Genomic DNA, 14,776 nt, shown 5'->3' with positions numbered 1-14,776 from the left:
TGCGGCTCCTTGCAGTGTTGAAGCTCGTCTGGAAGGGAACCCGGCGGTCTGCCGCGCGGCGGGAGCCGCATACGGGCCGGAGCGTCCGGGAAGGAAACTTCAGCGGACCGCGCTGTCCGACCGAGTCCAAGGATAGGTGTCCGCTCGGACGCGCAGGCTGTCGGGCTCTTGCCGGGGCGCGACACGCTGCCATACTTACGTCGCCGTAGGTTACGGAACCGTAGGGACGTACCGTCCGCTCCCGCCGGTCCCGGCGGCCCGGCGAATCCGCCCCGACCCTCGACCCCACAGGGGACGCGCATGACTTCGAGTTCCGATGTGATCGAAGAAGCAGGCAAGGCCACCGACACTCCCACTCCCTCCGCCACGCTGGGCGGCGAGCAGAAGCGCTCGATCGAGCAGATCACCCTGCTCCTGTTCATCGTCGTGCCGTTCCTGGCACTGGTGGCGGCCGTGCCGCTGGCCTGGGGCTGGGGGGTGAGCTGGCTCGATCTGGGCCTGCTGGTCTTCTTCTACTTCCTGGGGTGCCACGGCATCACGATCGGTTTCCACCGGTACTTCACGCACGGTTCGTTCAAGGCCAAGCGGCCGCTCAGGATCGCGCTGGCGATCATGGGTTCGCTGGCCGTGGAGGGCCCGCTGGTGCGCTGGGTGGCCGATCACCGCAGGCATCACAAGTTCTCCGACGCGGAGGGCGACCCGCACTCTCCGTGGCGGTTCGGGGAGAGTGTCCCGGCGCTGATGAAGGGCCTGTGGTGGGCCCACATCGGGTGGATGTTCGACGAGGAGCAGACCCCGCAGGAGAAGTACGCGCCGGATCTGATCAAGGACCCGGCGATCCGGGCGATCTCCCGGCAGTTCGTGCTGTGGACGGCGGTGTCCCTGGCCCTGCCTCCGGTGATCGGCGGGCTGGCGACGATGTCCTGGTGGGGCGCGTTCACCGGGTTCTTCTGGGGTTCACTCGTCCGGGTGGCGCTGTTGCACCATGTGACGTGGTCGATCAACTCGATCTGCCACGCGGTGGGCAAGCGGCCGTTCAAGTCGCGGGACCGTTCGGGCAACGTGTGGTGGCTGGCGGTGCTGTCCTGCGGGGAGTCGTGGCACAACCTGCACCACGCCGACCCGACCTCGGCGCGGCACGGGGTGATGCGCGGCCAGATCGACTCCTCGGCCCGTTTCATCCGGATCTTCGAGAAGTTCGGCTGGGCGTACGACGTGCGCTGGCCGTCACGCTCGCGTATCGATTCGCGCCGGAACACCGGTGATGACGGCTCCCAGCGCCGGAGGGAGCCCGCGAAGGCGGCATGATTGACGCCGTGGCGACCGACTCCAGCAGCACCTCCAGCAACGACAAGCAGCGGCGGACCCGCCGGACCCGGATGACCGGCGCCGAGCGCCGCCAGCAGCTGCTGGAGATCGGTCGCACCCTCTTCGCGGCGAAGGGCTTCGAGGGCACGTCGGTGGAGGAGATCGCGGCGAAGGCCGGGGTGTCCAAGCCGGTGGTGTACGAGCACTTCGGTGGCAAGGAGGGGCTGTACGCGGTGGTGGTGGACCGGGAGATGCGGCGCCTGCTGGACATGGTGACCAGCTCGCTGACCGCCGGGCACCCGCGCGAGCTGTGCGAGCAGGCGGCGTTCGCGTTGCTGGACTACATCGAGGAGTACACGGACGGTTTCCGGATCCTGGTCCGGGACTCCCCCATCCCGCAGTCGACGGGCTCCTTCGCCTCGCTGATCTCGGACATCGCCACGCAGGTGGAGGACATCCTGGGCCGCGAGTTCAAGTCCCGCGGCTTCGACCCGAAGCTCGCCCCGCTGTATGCCCAGGCCCTGGTCGGGATGGTCGCCCTGACCGGCCAGTGGTGGCTGGACGTGCGCCGCCCGAAGAAGGCGGAGGTGGCGGCCCACCTGGTGAACCTGGCCTGGCACGGGCTGGACGGGCTGGAGCAGAAGCCGCGGTTGATCGGGCACCGGAAGGCGTGAACCGCCGACCGGTGCGGTGCTTGACTCTGCGATGGGCTCAGCGCGATTCGCTCAGCGCTTGCCTCAGGGCTTGCCTCAGGGCTTGCCTCAGGGCTTGCCTCAGGGCTTGCCTCAGGGCTTGAAGGCGTCCTTGCCCTTCTCCTTCGCCTGACGGACGTCACCCTTGGCCTTCTCGGCGCGGCCCTCGGCCTCCATCGGCAGATCGCGCACGGCGCGCCCGCCGACCTCCTTGGCCTTTCCCTTGATCTGTTCCTTCTTGGCCTTGGCCTTCTGTTCTCGTGCCACCGTCCGTCCTCCTGACCTGGCGGGACTTCTGGGTCATCGCGACGGGTAACCATGACGGGGGCCGGGCAAACGGCGGCTCAGCCCATCGGCTCCAGGAATTCCAGGCGGTTGCCGACCGGGTCCTCGGAGTAGCAGCGGCGGTGGCCGGGAAGGTTGTCGTCCCAGGTCACCGGGGCACCGAGGGATTCGAGCCGGGCCGCGAACGCCTCGATGCCCGTCACCCTGAGCCCGGGGTGGGCCTTCTTCGCGGGCCGGAAGTCTTCCTCTGTGCCCAGGTGGAGCTGGACGGATCCGGCCTGGAACCAGCAGCCTCCGCGCGCGGCCAGCACGGGCGGCTTGGGGATCTCGGTCATGCCGAGGACGCCGGCGTAGTACGCCCGCAACGCGTCCTCCGACCCGGGTGGGGCGGCCAGCTGCACATGGTCGATCGCGGTGAGCACGCTCAGCCCTCCTTCACGGCGACGGCGAACAGCCGGCGGAACGGCATGACCGTGCCGTACGGCGCGCTCGGGTAGGCCTGCCGCAGCAGGTCCCGGTACTCGGTGAGGAACGCGTCGCGTGCCTCGGGGTCGTCGGCGAGCGCGGTCAGGGCGGGCCGCAGCCCGGTGCCCTTCACCCAGTCCAGGACCGGGTCCTCGCCCTGGAGGACGTGGTGGTACGTCGTCTGCCACACGTCGGCCGCGCAGCCGAGGCGGGCGAGGCGGTCCAGATAGGCGCCGGGGGTGTGCACGGAGTCGGTGCGGCGCAGGACGTCGGCGAGCCGGCCCTTCCAGCGGGGCGTGCCGGCGAGGTCGCGCATCAGGGCGTGCAGCGGGGCGTCGATGTTGTCGGGCACCTGGAAGGCGAGGGCGCCGCCCGGCTTGAGACCGGCGATCCAGTCGGCGAAGCGGTCGGCGTGGCCCGGCACCCACTGGAGGGTGGCGTTGGAGACGATCAGGTCGTACGGCTGCTCGGGCGTCCAGGTGCGCGCGTCGGCGTGGGAGAAGTCCAGCCGGCCGCCCCCGGGGGTGGGGCCGTCGTGGTCGGTGTGGGCCTTGTCGAGCATCTCGGGGGAGTTGTCGTAGCCGGTGACGTGCGCGGCCGGCCAGCGTTCGGTGAGCAGGACGGTGACGTTGCCGGGACCGCAGCCGAGGTCCGCGATGCGGGGTGCCGCCGTGGGGAGGGCGGGGACGCGGGCGAGGAGGTCGGCGAAGGGGCGGGCCCGGTGACCGGCGTGGCGCAGGTACTGCCCGGGGTCCCAGACGGGGTGGGAGTTCGCGTTCGTCATGTCTCCACTGTCCTCCCCGATTTATCTCGATGTCAAGAGACTTGAGATCAAGAGACTTCACGTCGACACAACCACTACACTGATCTCCATGGAGGACGAGGTCGATCGGCTGGTCGCAGCGTGGCGCCGGGAGCGCCCGGACCTCGACGTGGAGCCGCTGGAAGTGCTCAGCCGGGTGAGCAGGCTGGCCCGGCACCTGGACCGCGCACGCCGGCTCGCCTTTTCCGAGCACCAGCTGGAGCCCTGGGAGTTCGACGTGCTGACCGCGCTGCGGCGCGCGGGCACGCCATATCAGCTCTCCCCCGGCCAGCTGCTGACCCAGACCCTGGTCACGTCGGGCACGATGACCAACCGCATCGACCGGCTGGCCAAGAAGGGCCTGGTGGAGCGGCTGCCCGATCCGAGCGACCGGCGGGGCGTGCTGGTCCGGCTGACCGAGACCGGCCGGGACCGCGCCGACCAGGCGCTCGCCGGGCTGCTGGAGCAGGAGCGGGCGATCCTCGGCGAGCTGTCGCGTGCCCAGCGTGCCGAGCTCGCCGGGCTGCTACGCCAGCTGACCGCCCCGTTCGACAACATCCCCGGCTAGCTCGGCCGGGCCGACGCCCGCGCGCCGGGCGAGCGCCACGGCGGCCAGCGTGGAGTGGACGCCCAGCTTGCCGAGGACGTTCTGCATGTGGGTGCGCACGGTGTGCGGGGAGAGGAACAGCCGCTCGGCGACGGCCTTGCGGCCCAGCCCGGCGACCATGCAGCGCAGCACCTCCCGCTCGCGCGGGGTGAGGGACTCCACCAGCCGCTCGCTCTCGGTGCGGTGCCGGCGCGCGGCCGTCAGCTCCTTCAGCACGCCGGTGAGCAGGGCGGGCGGCAGATGGGTCTCGTCGCGCAGCACGCCCCGGATCACCGTCAGCAGCCGGGACAGCGAGCAGTCCTTGGCGACCCATCCCGAGGCCCCGGCCTGCAGCGCGAGCGCCGCCCGCCGGGGGTCGTCCTTCTCGGCGAGTACGACCGTCCGCACGCCGGGCTGGGCGGCACGCACGCCCGCGACCAGCGAGATCCCGTCGACGAGCCCCTCCGCGTTGCCCTCCTGCACGGGCACGGCCGGGCGGCCGCCGGGCACGGTGCCGCCCAGGTCGGCGTCGACCAGCAGGACGTCGTAGCGGCGGCCCTCCCCGGCGGCGCGCTCCAGGCAGCGCAGCGCGGCGGGACCGCTGCCGGCGGCGAAGACGTCGACGTCCGGCTCGGCGGCCAGGGCGGCGGCGAGCGACTCGGCGAAGATGCGGTGGTCGTCCACGACCAGGACTCGGATACGAACCACGAAACCCCCTTCCCCAGGCTCCGTTCGGAGCAGGGGATACCAAAAAGGTTGGGAAACGCCCACGGGTACGACACCCACGGGAAGGACGCGCGCCGCACGGCCGCCGCCGTCGCGGAGACTGCTACCCCCACCGCGGGCGCCGTACCCGCATGTCTCGCCCCCTGATCGGCACCGGCCCCCACCGGTGCTGCTCCTCAGAGTACGGATGCGGGCACGCAGCGGAAGGAGATTTACAAAAGTGGCGCTCTGGCGCGTTTATGGTGTGCCGCATGTTTCGTATCGAGACGGAAGTCGACAAAGGCCGACGTGATCTGCTCCGCTCGCGGCTGCGGGACACCAACACGGCGGCGTCCCCGGTGCTGGCGGCCCTGCGCGGCACACCCGGCGCGCGCGAGGTCCCGCTCCACGTCTGGGCGCTGGACGAGGCCGGCGGCCTTGCGGGCGGCCTGGTCGGCCACACCTGGACGACCTGGCTGCACGTCACCTACCTGTGGGTCGACGCCGCCCACCGCGGCACGGGTCTGGGTTCCCACCTGCTGGCGAAGGCGGAACACCTCGCCCGCACCGACCGCGCCTGCACCGCCGCCCGCCTGGAGACCTGGGACTTCCAGGCCCCGCGCTTCTACGAGAAGCAGGGCTACGAGGTGGTGTGCGTGATCCCGGACTATCCGCCGGGGATCACGGAGTACACGTTGGTGAAGCGGCTACCGGTACGGTGAGTCCGACACCGCGAAGGGAGCCCTGACCGCCATGACCGCAGATCCGGCAGACTCCGGCACGCCCCGCCTGCCCGCCATGCGCACCATCGGTGAACTCCGCGCCGCCCTCACCCTGGGCTACGGCTTCCCCGGCGACGCCGATGACTTCGAGGCCGAGCTGGCCCGCGAGATCAACCATGCCGATCCCGCCGATCTCAGCGGCGTCGTCCGGCTGGTCGAAGAGTTCCGCGGCCGGATCATCGCCCGGCAGGATCCCGGCTTCGACGCCGCCGTCGCCACGGCGGCCGCCGAGATCCGGGCCGCCCGAGGACACCAGCGTTGACCGAGGCCCGGCAGCCGGTCGTCGCCGAGATCACGCACGAGGCCCTCTCCCGCTGCCGAGCCATCGGACACGGGGCTCTCGAAGCCGTCGAAGCTCTGCGTGCCGAGCTGGAGAAGAGCCCGACGCTCGGCCGTCAGGCACGCAGCGCCGTCGGCGGGATGAAGCTCTACACGACACGCCTCGAAGCCACGGCCGGCCGTCCGGCTCTCACGGTCACGTACGTCTACGACGCCCCGCCACCGGAACCCGGCCTGATCCGCATCGCCCTCGTGTCGCCGGTCCGCTTCGCAGGCGGCGCCGGGTCCTGACACCCGGCGCCACCGCACCGCGGACCGCGGACGTCAGACCAGTCGCCGCGCCCCCGGCGAGGGCACCGCCTCGAAGACGCGGGGGGCCGTGAAGCGGGCCGTGGCGAAGGCTTCCTCGATGGCCTTCGTCAGGGTGTCCACCTCGGTGGCCTCGGTCAGGACGATCGCCGAGCCGCCGAAGCCGCCGCCGGTCATGCGGGCGCCCAGGGCGCCGGAGGCGAGGGCCGTGTCGACGACCAGGTCCAGCTCGGCGCAGGAGATGCGGAAGTCGTCGCGCAGGGAGGCGTGGCCCTCGGTGAGGACCGGGCCGATGGCGCGGGTGTCGCCCGCCCTCAGCAGGCCCACGACCCGCTCGACCCGCTCGTCCTCCGTCACCACGTGCCGGACCAGGCGGCGGACCTCCTCCTCGTCCCCCAGCCGCTCCAGCGCCGCGTCCAGCTCGGCGTAGGGGATGTCCCGCAGGGCGTCGACGCCGAGCAGGGCCGCGCCCTTCTCGCAGCCGGCCCGGCGCTTGCCGTACTCGCCGCCGCTGTGCGCGTGCTTGACCTGGGTGTCGACCACCAGCAGGCGCAGGCCCTCGGCCGCGAGGTCGAAGGGGATCTGCTGCTGGGACAGGTCACGGGTGTCCAGGAAGAGGGCGTGGCCCTGCTCGCAGCAGGCCGACGCCGTCTGGTCCATGATGCCGGTGGGCGCGCCGACGTAGACGTTCTCGGCGCGCTGGCACAGGCGGGCCAGCTGCCAGCGCTGGAGGCCGAGGTCGTAGAGGTCGCCCAGGGCGAGCGCGATCACCACCTCCAGGGCCGCCGAGGAGGACAGGCCCGCGCCCGTCGGGACCGTCGAGGACAAGTGGACGTCCGCGCCGGTGATCGCGTGGCCCGCCTCGCGCAGCGCCCAGACCACGCCTGCCGGGTACGCCGTCCAGTCCTCGTCGCTGCCGGGTGCCAGGGCGTCCAGGCGCAGTTCCGCCACGCCGCCCTCGATGTCGTCCGAGTGCAGGCGCAGCACGCCGTCGTCCCGGCGCGAGACCGCCGCGACCGCCTGGTGCGGCAGCGCGAACGGCATCACGAAGCCGTCGTTGTAGTCGGTGTGCTCGCCGATCAGGTTCACCCGGCCCGGCGCCGCCCAGACCCCCTCCGGCGCGGCGCCGTACAGCTCGGTGAAGCGCTGCGCGACCTGCTGTGCTGCCCCCACTACTGCTCCTTTGCGATGTGCTGCGCGAACTGCCAGGCGTCCGCGACGATCCCCGCGAGGTCCTCGCGGGACGGGTTCCAGCCCAGTTTCTCGCGGGCCGTGTCCGCCGAGGCGACCAGGACCGCCGGGTCGCCGCCTCGGCGGGGGGCGACCACCTCGGGGATCGGGTGGCCGGTGACCTGCCGGACGGTCTCGATGACCTCGCGGACGGAGAAACCGTTGCCGTTGCCGAGGTTGCAGATCAGGTGCTCGCCCGGCTGCGCGGCCGTCAGGGCCAGCAGGTGGGCCTCGGCCAGGTCCGCGACGTGGATGTAGTCGCGCACGCAGGTGCCGTCGGGGGTGGCGTAGTCGTCGCCGTAGACCGAGATGGCGTCGCGGCGGCCCTGGGCGACCTGGAGGACCAGCGGGATCAGGTGCGACTCGGGGTCGTGGCGCTCGCCGTACGTGCCGTAGGCGCCGGCCACGTTGAAGTAGCGCAGCGACACCGCCGAGAGGCCGTGCGCGTGCGCCTCGCTGGTGATCATGTGGTCGACGGCCAGCTTGGTCGCGCCGTAGGGGCTGGTCGGCTTCGTCGGGGCGCTCTCCACGATCGGGACCTGCTCCGGCTCGCCGTACGTCGCCGCCGTGGAGGAGAAGACGAGCCGGCGCACGCCCGCCTCGCGCATGGCGCCGAGCAGGGCCATGGAGCCGCCGACGTTGTTGTCCCAGTACTTCTCGGGCTTCACCACCGACTCGCCGACCTGCGAGGACGCGGCGAAGTGCAGCACGCCGTCGTAGGAGGGGTCGAGCCACTTGGCGGCGTCGCGGATGTCGCCCTCGACGAAGGCCGCCCCGGCCGGGACGCCCGCGCGGAAGCCGGTGGAGAGGTTGTCGAGGACCGTGACCTCGTGGCCGGCCTCCAGCAGGTGCTGGGCGACCACGCTGCCGACGTAACCCGCCCCGCCCGTCACCAGGTACTTCATGAACTCGCTACCTCTCGCAGTCGCTCGGCCGCGCGCTCCGGCGGCACGTCGTTGATGAACACGCTCATGCCGGACTCGGAACCCGCGAGAAACTTCAGCTTGCCGGAAGTGCGGCGGATGGTGAAAAGCTCAAGGTGGAGCGCGAAGTCGTCCCGCGTCACACCGTCGAACTCCGCCAGCGCGCCGAACGGGGCCTGGTGCCAGGCCGCGATGTACGGCGTCGGAGGCTCACCCTCGCCGAAGATCCGGTCGAAGCGCCTCAAGAGTTCCAGATAGACCTGGGGGAACTCTGTGCGAGCCGCCTCGTCGAGCGCGAGCAGGTCGGGCACGCGACGCTTGGGGTACAGGTGCACCTCGTACGGCCAGTGCGCCGCGTACGGCACGAAGGCGGCCCAGTGCTCACTCTCCAGGACGACGCGCTCACCGGCCAGTTCCCGCTCCAGGACCGCGTCGAACAGGTTCTCCCCGCCGGTCGCCTCCTTGTGTGCGGCGAGCGAGCGGAGCATCAGCGCGGTGCGCGGGGTGGTGAAGGGGTAGGCGTAGATCTGCCCGTGCGGGTGGCCGAGGGTCACGCCGATCTCCGCGCCCCGGTTCTCGAAGCAGAAGACCTGCTCGACGGCAGGCAGGTGGGACAGCTCCGAGGTGCGGTCCGTCCACGCGTCCAGCACCAGGCGTGCCTGCTCCTCGGTGAGGTCGGCGAAGGAGGCGTCGTGGTCGGAGGTGAAGCAGACGACCTCGCAGCGGCCGGAGTCGCCGGCGAGGGAGGGGAAGCGGTTCTCGAAGACGACGACGTCGTACGACGAGTCCGGGATCTCGCTCAGCCGGTCGCCCTGCGTCGGGCACAGCGGGCACTCGTCGGCCGGCGGGTGGTACGTACGGCCCTGGCGGTGCGAGGCGACCGCGATCGCGTCGCCGAGCAGCTCGTCCCGGCGGATCTCGGAGGTGGTGACCGTGCGGTCCAGCGGACGGCGGTCCACGGCGTCCCGCACGGTGTCGTCCCGAAGGTCGTAGTAGATCAGCTCACGACCGTCGGCCAGCCGTGTCGAGGTCTTCTTCAACGCCGGACTCCTCTACGTCCTTCTACTGCACCCGCACCCAATCACTCAACACAATCAAACATAACAGACCACAACCCGACAACACCTAGCTTCATCACAATCAAACAAAGAACACCAACAGAAGTGTTCAATAACTAAACGCGGAGGCGTAGGTTCCGCTCTGGATCAGTTCGCGCAACGAAGCGAGTTCTCATGCAAACCCCCACAAACGGACCCACCTACCTGGCGGCGGGGCTACGGCTCCCCACCAACTGGCTGGACTACACGATCCTGGCGATCTACTTCGTCGTCGTACTCGGTATCGGCTTCGCCGCCCGCCGCTCGGTCAAGACCAGCCTCGACTTCTTCCTCTCGGGACGCTCGCTGCCCGCCTGGATCACCGGCCTCGCCTTCATCTCCGCGAACCTGGCGGCCACCGAGATCCTGGGCATGGCCGCGAACAGCGCCCAGTACGGCGCCTACACCGTGCACTGGTACTGGATCGGCGCCATCCCCGCCATGGTCTTCCTCGGCCTGGTGATGATGCCGTTCTACTACGGCAGCAAGGTCCGCTCGGTCCCCGAGTTCCTGCTGCTGCGCTTCGACCGGGCCGCCCACCTGCTCAGTTCGATCCTGTTCGCGTTCGCCGCGATCCTGATCGCCGGCGTCAACCTCTACGCCCTCGCGATCGTCGTCGAGGCGCTGCTGGGCTGGCCGCAGTGGGTCGCCATCGTCGTCGCCGGCGCGTTCGTCCTCGCGTACATCACCCTCGGCGGTCTCTCCTCGGCGATCTACAACGAGGTGCTCCAGTTCTTCGTGATCCTCGCCGCCCTCATCCCGATCACCATCCTCGGCCTGAAGAAGGTCGGCGGCTGGGGCGGGCTGACCCACAAGCTCACCGAGACCCACGGCGCGAACTTCACCACGGCGTGGGGCGGCACCGGCATCGGCAGCGCCAACCCGCTCGGCGCGAACTGGCTGACCATCGTCCTCGGCCTCGGCTTCGTGCTCTCCTTCGGCTACTGGACGACGAACTTCGCCGAGGTGCAGCGCGCCCTGTCCGCCAAGAACCTCTCCGCGGGTCAGCGCACGCCGCTGATCGCCGCCTACCCGAAGATCTTCATCGTCTTCCTGGTGATGATCCCGGGCCTGGTCGCCGCCGCGGTCGTCCCGCACTTCGGCTCGGCCGGATCCGGCTACCAGTACAACGACGCCATCCCGTACCTGATGCAGGAGCTGCTGCCCAACGGCGTGCTCGGCATCGCGGTCACCGGTCTGCTCGCCGCCTTCATGGCCGGCATGGCGGCCAACGTGTCGTCCTTCAACACCGTGTTCACGAACGACATCTGGGCCAAGTACGTGATGCCCGGCCGCGAGGACGCGTACTACGTCCGCTTCGGCCGTCTGATCACCGCGATCGGCGTGGCCGCCTCGGTCGGTACGGCGTTCCTGGCGTCCTCGTTCTCGAACATCATGAGCTACCTGCAGACGCTGTTCTCCTTCTTCAACGTGCCGATGTTCGTCGTCTTCATCGTCGGCATGTTCTGGAGGCGCGCGTCCGCCAAGTCCGGCTTCTGGGGCCTGCTCGCCGGCACCGTCACGGCGATGGTGAACTACTTCGTGCTCTACAAGAAGGGCATCATCTCGATCCCCTCCGACCAGGGCGCCAACTTCGTCTCCGCGATCGCGGGCTTCGTCGCCGGCGCGGTCGTGATGGTCGCGGTGTCCCTGTTCACCAAGCCGAAGCCGGCGACGGAACTCCAGGGCCTGGTCTACGGCACCCGCTCCCCCGGCATGGCGGAAGCGCCGGCACCCGGTGACGAGGCCTGGTACCGCAAGCCCGCCCTGCTGGGCTGGGGCGCGGTCGTCCTGGCCGCCGCCTGCTACATCCCGTTCTCGTTCTGACGCGGAGGACCGAGGAAACCATGAGCGAAAATTCCGGACACTCCGAGCACCACCCCGACCGTCACGAGCACTGGACCGAGGAGGGGGTCGCGCGCGAGGTCACCGAGCTGGAGACCAAGTCCGCGACCGCGGCCCGCATCTTCGACCTGCGCCGCATCATCGGCGGCCTGTTCGTGCTCTACGGCGTCATCGTCACGATCACCGGCATCACCGACTCCCGGTCCGCCATCGACAAGGCCCAGGGCGTCAACATCAACCTCTGGACCGGCATCGGCATGCTCCTGCTGGGCATCTTCTTCCTGGCCTGGCTGAAGCTCCGCCCCACTCCGCCGCCGCTTCCTCCGGAGGGGTTGCCGGAGGAGTGACCGTCGGCCGGGGGACGGTCGCGCCGTAGGGGTGCGGGCCGTTCCCCGGCTGCCGGTCCGTCGTGGTCGCTCGCGCAGTTCCCCGCGCCCCTTCGGGGCGCTTGAGCTGCGGGCAGTCGTGCCTCCCCCAAGCTCTTCGAGCAGGGGGTACCCCCAGGGCGGCACGGGTGGGCGCAGCGGCACCTCTCAGCGAGCAGCGCCCCCTCGCCCAGCCGCAGCACCGGGCGCCTACTCCAGATCGGAGTTCAAGGGCCCGGCCCGGTCAAGCAGCCCCGTCCGTGCAGCCAACGCCGCCGCCTCCAACCGCGACCCGACGCCCAGTTTCATCAGCACGCGCTGCACATGCGTCCGCGCGGTGCTGGGCGCGATGCCCATGCCGGCCGCGATCAGCCGGGTGTCCTCGCCGTCGGCCACCCGGACCAGAACCTCCACCTCCCGCGGCGTGAGCATCTCCAGCAGCCGCTGTGCCTCGTCGTCGGGTTCGGCGGCCGGGTTGAGCAGCTCGCCGAACGCGCCCTGGAGCAGCTGCGGAGCCACCGCGGCCTCCCCGGCCCGCGCCTTCATGATGGCCCGCTCGACGCCCTCGATCCGCTCGTCGTGCCGGACGTACCCGGACGCCCCCGCCGCGAACGCCGCCGCGATGCCCCGCGGCGACGGCACAGGGCCGAGCACCAGCACCGCCACCTGCGGCCGCTCCCGCTTGATCTTCACCACCGGGTCGAAGGCCCCCGGCTCGGCCGGTGCCGCCGTACCCAGCAGGCACACCTCCGGCGCCCGCGCGATCACCAGGTCCGCCGCGCCCGCGGCCGGTGCCGCGGCGGCGAGCACCCGGTGCCCGCGCAGCTTGAGCGCCGACGCCAACGCCTCCGCGAGCAGGCGATGGTCGTCGATGACCATGAGCCGTACTCCCATAGAGCAACCCCCCAGTCCCCCCCATGGACGCCCCACTATGGACGTCCACCGGTCCGCAAGGACAGAGGGCCCCCCGGCACCTCGCCCTTCATGCCCCCGGAAGCTACACGCTTGTTCGACGTATTGCTGCCCCTCTTGATGAGAAGTGCCCCGGATCGATGAAATCCGGGGCACTTCTTGGTATGTCACCCATTCGGGCGAGAGTCGCTACGGCGCCGACGCGCGGCGGTCAGCCGTTCGTGCCGTACGCGATCACCAGGTCCTGCTTGCCGTACGACGAGGTGCCCTTCCGCTGGGCGAAGACCTGCGCCATGTACAGCCGGCCGTCGCCGAAGAGGATCTCCGCGTAGTCCGGCAGCATGGTGCCCTCCACCTGCCGTGCGGCCGGTGTGGTCGGGTTCTCCAGCAGCTTGGTCATCGTGAAGGACCCGCCGTCGATGCTGACGATCTGGCCGCCCTTGTCGTAGGGCGGGCGGTTGTAGGCGATCAGGTTGCCGCCGTCCATGCGCAGCGGGGTCAGCAGGTAGCCCTCACCGGCCTCGACGCGCTGGCCGGTCGGCTTGCCGGTGTTCAGGTCGAAGGCCACGATCTCGTTGGTCTTGCTGAACGCGCCGCCGTTGCCGTCGTGTTCCTCGGTCGCCAGGTACAGCTTGCCGTTGCCTGCGACGATCTGCTTGCAGTACTCGATGCGGGTGATGCCGTCGCAGCGCCCGCCGTAGGTCTTGGCCGGCGCGGAGATGTGCGCGAGCAGTTTGCCGGTCTTGCCGTCGATGGAGAAGTAGTCCGAGACGCCGCTGCCGTCGTCCGCGTTGACGTCGGCGGCCACCACCAGCGGGTCGGTGGAGACGATGGCCGCGTACTGGATACCCGAGTCCATCCGGTACTCGGAGATCACCTTCCCGGTCTTCGGATCGAGGGTCTGGATGCTGATCTGGTCGTTCTGCGAGTCTCCGCAATGGCGCACCGCGACCAGGCTGGTGCCGCCGCCGTACCCCGCGTCGTAACAGCTGTCGCCCGACTTCGGCAGCCACAGCGCCTTGCCCGAGTCGAGGTCGAAGGCGGCACCACCACTGGTGTCGCCGACCGCGACGGTGCGCTGAGCGACCGTCACATTCTGGTAATTGACCAGGGTGTCACCGGAGTTGACCGTCTTCGTCCACAGCTTCTTGCCCGCGTCGAGATCGATCGCGGCGATCTGCGTGCACCCGCCGAAGCTCTTCTTCGTGTCCCACTTCGGCTGGTACACGATCGCGGTCTTGTCGTCGGACGTCACGTGCTGGCTGGCCGCGCAGACCGGGCCGGGCAGCTTGATCGTCCACAGCTTGGTGCCCTTGGCCGGGTCGTAGCCGACGATCTCGCCGACGCCGCTCTTGGCGTACACCTTGCTCGTCAGCCACGAACCCGCGGTGCTGACCGTGTCGTCCGCGGTGGGCAACGGCACTTCGAACAGCACGTTGGCCGCGGGGTTGCCCGGCACCTTCTCCTTGCCGCCGCCGCCCGTGGTCCCGGTGCCGCCGCTGCCGTTCTTGCCGCCGGTGCCACCGCTGGACGAGGCGGTGTCCTGCTTCTTTCCGTCGCCCCCGGAGGACGAGGCGTACCAGATGCCGCCGGCCACGATCAGCGCGATCGCGACGACCGCCGCGACCACGATGAACAGCGTGGTGTTCTTCCGCCCGCCGCCGCCCGGCCCGCCCTGCGGCTGCATCGGCACGGTCGGGGGCTGGCCCGGATAGCCGTAACCCGGCTGCACACCCTGCAGGGGCGCCGTCGGCTGCGCGTACGGGTTCTGCGGCCCGGGTGCGCCGTAGGGCGCGGCCGGCTGCTGGCCGTACGGGCTCGGCTGCGCGCCGGGGTAGCCGTAACCGGGCTGGGGCGGCGCGGCCTGCGGGTAGCCGTAACCGGGCTGCGGAGGCGGGGCGGCCTGCGGGTAGCCGTAACCCGGCTGCGGCTGCTGGGGCGGCTGTGGCTGCTGGGCCGGCGGGGCGGGGGGCGTCGGCGGGGCGGACGGCGGCTGCTGGTCCTGCGGCGCGCCCGGGGGCGGGCTCGGGGGGCCGAAACCGCCCTGCTGCGGGGGCTGGTTGGGCGGCGGAGGGGGCGGCTGGGTCATGACAACGGGTACCTCGGTCGGGCTCGGACGGCCGGGCGGGCCGGACGGCACGGGGACAGGGGCGGACGACGACGAACGACGGACAGGGAGGGGAGAAGGCGC

At 70.7% G+C, this 14,776-nt stretch carries 17 protein-coding genes; 8 read left to right on the top strand and 9 right to left on the bottom strand.

Annotation, left to right across the window (positions count from 1 at the left end; all coding sequences use genetic code 11):
- The first annotated feature begins 300 nt into the window (after positions 1-300).
- Together O1G22_RS24785 and O1G22_RS24780 are read left to right on the top strand one after the other, a co-directional pair.
- Complete coding sequence (locus O1G22_RS24785; protein ID WP_270083332.1) at positions 301-1,308, top strand: acyl-CoA desaturase; 1,008 nt, start codon at positions 301-303, stop codon at positions 1,306-1,308.
- Positions 1,305-1,982 (top strand): TetR/AcrR family transcriptional regulator, encoded by a 678-nt coding sequence (locus O1G22_RS24780; RefSeq protein WP_208900399.1) that lies wholly within the window; start codon positions 1,305-1,307, stop codon positions 1,980-1,982. The genes O1G22_RS24785 and O1G22_RS24780 overlap by 4 nt, the downstream gene beginning before the upstream one ends.
- A gap of 111 nt (positions 1,983-2,093) precedes the next feature.
- Here O1G22_RS24780 and O1G22_RS24775 read toward each other — a convergent pair whose 3' ends face one another.
- The 3 genes from O1G22_RS24775 to O1G22_RS24765 form a co-directional block, all read right to left on the bottom strand.
- Positions 2,094-2,267, bottom strand: coding sequence for a CsbD family protein (locus O1G22_RS24775; RefSeq protein WP_225099139.1), 174 nt, complete (start codon positions 2,265-2,267; stop codon positions 2,094-2,096).
- A gap of 77 nt (positions 2,268-2,344) precedes the next feature.
- Complete coding sequence (locus O1G22_RS24770; RefSeq protein WP_270083331.1) at positions 2,345-2,707, bottom strand: VOC family protein; 363 nt, start codon at positions 2,705-2,707, stop codon at positions 2,345-2,347.
- A 2-nt stretch (positions 2,708-2,709) separates the two neighbouring features.
- Positions 2,710-3,534 carry a trans-aconitate 2-methyltransferase gene (locus O1G22_RS24765; RefSeq protein ID WP_270083330.1) on the bottom strand — a complete coding sequence of 275 codons (825 nt, stop codon included), beginning with the start codon at positions 3,532-3,534 and terminating at the stop codon, positions 2,710-2,712.
- An 88-nt stretch (positions 3,535-3,622) separates the two neighbouring features.
- On the opposite strand from O1G22_RS24765, the gene tamR reads away from it, so the two are divergent.
- Positions 3,623-4,120 carry a MarR family transcriptional regulator TamR gene (gene tamR / locus O1G22_RS24760; protein WP_270083329.1) on the top strand — a complete coding sequence of 166 codons (498 nt, stop codon included), beginning with the start codon at positions 3,623-3,625 and terminating at the stop codon, positions 4,118-4,120.
- On the opposite strand, the gene O1G22_RS24755 is transcribed toward tamR, so the two are convergent.
- Positions 4,079-4,846 carry a LuxR C-terminal-related transcriptional regulator gene (locus tag O1G22_RS24755; RefSeq protein WP_270083328.1) on the bottom strand — a complete coding sequence of 256 codons (768 nt, stop codon included), beginning with the start codon at positions 4,844-4,846 and terminating at the stop codon, positions 4,079-4,081. The two genes, tamR and O1G22_RS24755, sit on opposite strands and share 42 nt — an antisense overlap.
- A 257-nt stretch (positions 4,847-5,103) precedes the next feature.
- On the opposite strand from O1G22_RS24755, the gene O1G22_RS24750 reads away from it, so the two are divergent.
- The 3 genes from O1G22_RS24750 to O1G22_RS24740 are packed head-to-tail and all read left to right on the top strand — an operon-like array spanning position 5,104 to position 6,195.
- Complete coding sequence (locus O1G22_RS24750) at positions 5,104-5,565, top strand: GNAT family N-acetyltransferase (protein ID WP_270083327.1); 462 nt, start codon at positions 5,104-5,106, stop codon at positions 5,563-5,565.
- A gap of 31 nt (positions 5,566-5,596) precedes the next feature.
- Entirely contained in the window at positions 5,597-5,887 is a 291-nt protein-coding gene (locus O1G22_RS24745; RefSeq protein WP_270083326.1) for a hypothetical protein, read from the top strand.
- A complete protein-coding gene (locus O1G22_RS24740; protein ID WP_270083325.1) occupies positions 5,884-6,195 on the top strand; it encodes a hypothetical protein in 312 nt (103 codons plus the stop codon). The genes O1G22_RS24745 and O1G22_RS24740 overlap by 4 nt, the downstream gene beginning before the upstream one ends.
- A gap of 33 nt (positions 6,196-6,228) precedes the next feature.
- Here the strand turns inward: O1G22_RS24740 and galK are convergent, their stop codons facing one another.
- Genes galK through galT form a run of 3 tightly spaced genes read right to left on the bottom strand, consistent with a single transcriptional unit; the run spans position 6,229 to position 9,406 of the window.
- Entirely contained in the window at positions 6,229-7,386 is a 1,158-nt protein-coding gene (galK, locus tag O1G22_RS24735) for a galactokinase (protein ID WP_270083324.1), read from the bottom strand.
- Positions 7,386-8,348: a UDP-glucose 4-epimerase GalE gene (gene galE / locus O1G22_RS24730; protein WP_270083323.1), complete on the bottom strand. Its 963-nt coding sequence runs from the start codon at positions 8,346-8,348 to the stop codon at positions 7,386-7,388. Before galE ends, galK begins: the two co-directional genes overlap by 1 nt.
- On the bottom strand, positions 8,345-9,406 hold the full coding sequence (gene galT / locus O1G22_RS24725) for a galactose-1-phosphate uridylyltransferase (RefSeq protein WP_225099147.1): 1,062 nt from the start codon (positions 9,404-9,406) through the stop codon (positions 8,345-8,347). The genes galE and galT overlap by 4 nt, the downstream gene beginning before the upstream one ends.
- Before the next feature lie 192 nt (positions 9,407-9,598).
- Here galT and O1G22_RS24720 point away from each other — a divergent pair, with 192 nt between their 5' ends.
- Both O1G22_RS24720 and O1G22_RS24715 read left to right on the top strand, forming a co-directional pair.
- On the top strand, positions 9,599-11,290 hold the full coding sequence (locus tag O1G22_RS24720) for a sodium:solute symporter family protein (RefSeq protein WP_225099148.1): 1,692 nt from the start codon (positions 9,599-9,601) through the stop codon (positions 11,288-11,290).
- Positions 11,291-11,310: 20 nt separating this feature from the next.
- Positions 11,311-11,655 carry a hypothetical protein gene (locus O1G22_RS24715; protein ID WP_270083322.1) on the top strand — a complete coding sequence of 115 codons (345 nt, stop codon included), beginning with the start codon at positions 11,311-11,313 and terminating at the stop codon, positions 11,653-11,655.
- Positions 11,656-11,883: 228 nt separating this feature from the next.
- On the opposite strand, the gene O1G22_RS24710 is transcribed toward O1G22_RS24715, so the two are convergent.
- On the bottom strand, positions 11,884-12,567 hold the full coding sequence (locus O1G22_RS24710; RefSeq protein ID WP_270083321.1) for a helix-turn-helix transcriptional regulator: 684 nt from the start codon (positions 12,565-12,567) through the stop codon (positions 11,884-11,886).
- A gap of 229 nt (positions 12,568-12,796) precedes the next feature.
- Complete coding sequence (locus tag O1G22_RS24705; protein ID WP_270083320.1) at positions 12,797-14,674, bottom strand: outer membrane protein assembly factor BamB family protein; 1,878 nt, start codon at positions 14,672-14,674, stop codon at positions 12,797-12,799.
- Positions 14,675-14,776: the final 102 nt, after the last annotated feature.

It is taken from the genome of Streptomyces camelliae (genome assembly GCF_027625935.1).
Taxonomy (GTDB): Bacteria; Actinomycetota; Actinomycetes; order Streptomycetales; family Streptomycetaceae; genus Streptomyces; species Streptomyces camelliae.
Note: the sequence above shows the minus strand (reverse complement) of the source record. Positions and strands in the feature narration are given on the sequence as shown.

What these genes read in the sequence shown, in the direction of transcription:
- O1G22_RS24785 (WP_270083332.1), top strand. Translation starts at nt 301, where the DNA reads ATGACTTCGAGTTCCGATGTGATCGAAGAAGCAGGCAAGGCCACCGAC.
- O1G22_RS24780 (WP_208900399.1), top strand. Translation starts at nt 1,305, where the DNA reads ATGATTGACGCCGTGGCGACCGACTCCAGCAGCACCTCCAGCAACGAC.
- O1G22_RS24765 (WP_270083330.1), bottom strand. Translation starts at nt 3,534, where the DNA reads ATGACGAACGCGAACTCCCACCCCGTCTGGGACCCCGGGCAGTACCTG.
- tamR (WP_270083329.1), top strand. Translation starts at nt 3,623, where the DNA reads ATGGAGGACGAGGTCGATCGGCTGGTCGCAGCGTGGCGCCGGGAGCGC.
- O1G22_RS24750 (WP_270083327.1), top strand. Translation starts at nt 5,104, where the DNA reads ATGGTGTGCCGCATGTTTCGTATCGAGACGGAAGTCGACAAAGGCCGA.
- O1G22_RS24745 (WP_270083326.1), top strand. Translation starts at nt 5,597, where the DNA reads ATGACCGCAGATCCGGCAGACTCCGGCACGCCCCGCCTGCCCGCCATG.
- galE (WP_270083323.1), bottom strand. Translation starts at nt 8,348, where the DNA reads ATGAAGTACCTGGTGACGGGCGGGGCGGGTTACGTCGGCAGCGTGGTC.
- O1G22_RS24720 (WP_225099148.1), top strand. Translation starts at nt 9,599, where the DNA reads ATGCAAACCCCCACAAACGGACCCACCTACCTGGCGGCGGGGCTACGG.
- O1G22_RS24715 (WP_270083322.1), top strand. Translation starts at nt 11,311, where the DNA reads ATGAGCGAAAATTCCGGACACTCCGAGCACCACCCCGACCGTCACGAG.
- O1G22_RS24710 (WP_270083321.1), bottom strand. Translation starts at nt 12,567, where the DNA reads ATGGGAGTACGGCTCATGGTCATCGACGACCATCGCCTGCTCGCGGAG.
- O1G22_RS24705 (WP_270083320.1), bottom strand. Translation starts at nt 14,674, where the DNA reads ATGACCCAGCCGCCCCCTCCGCCGCCCAACCAGCCCCCGCAGCAGGGC.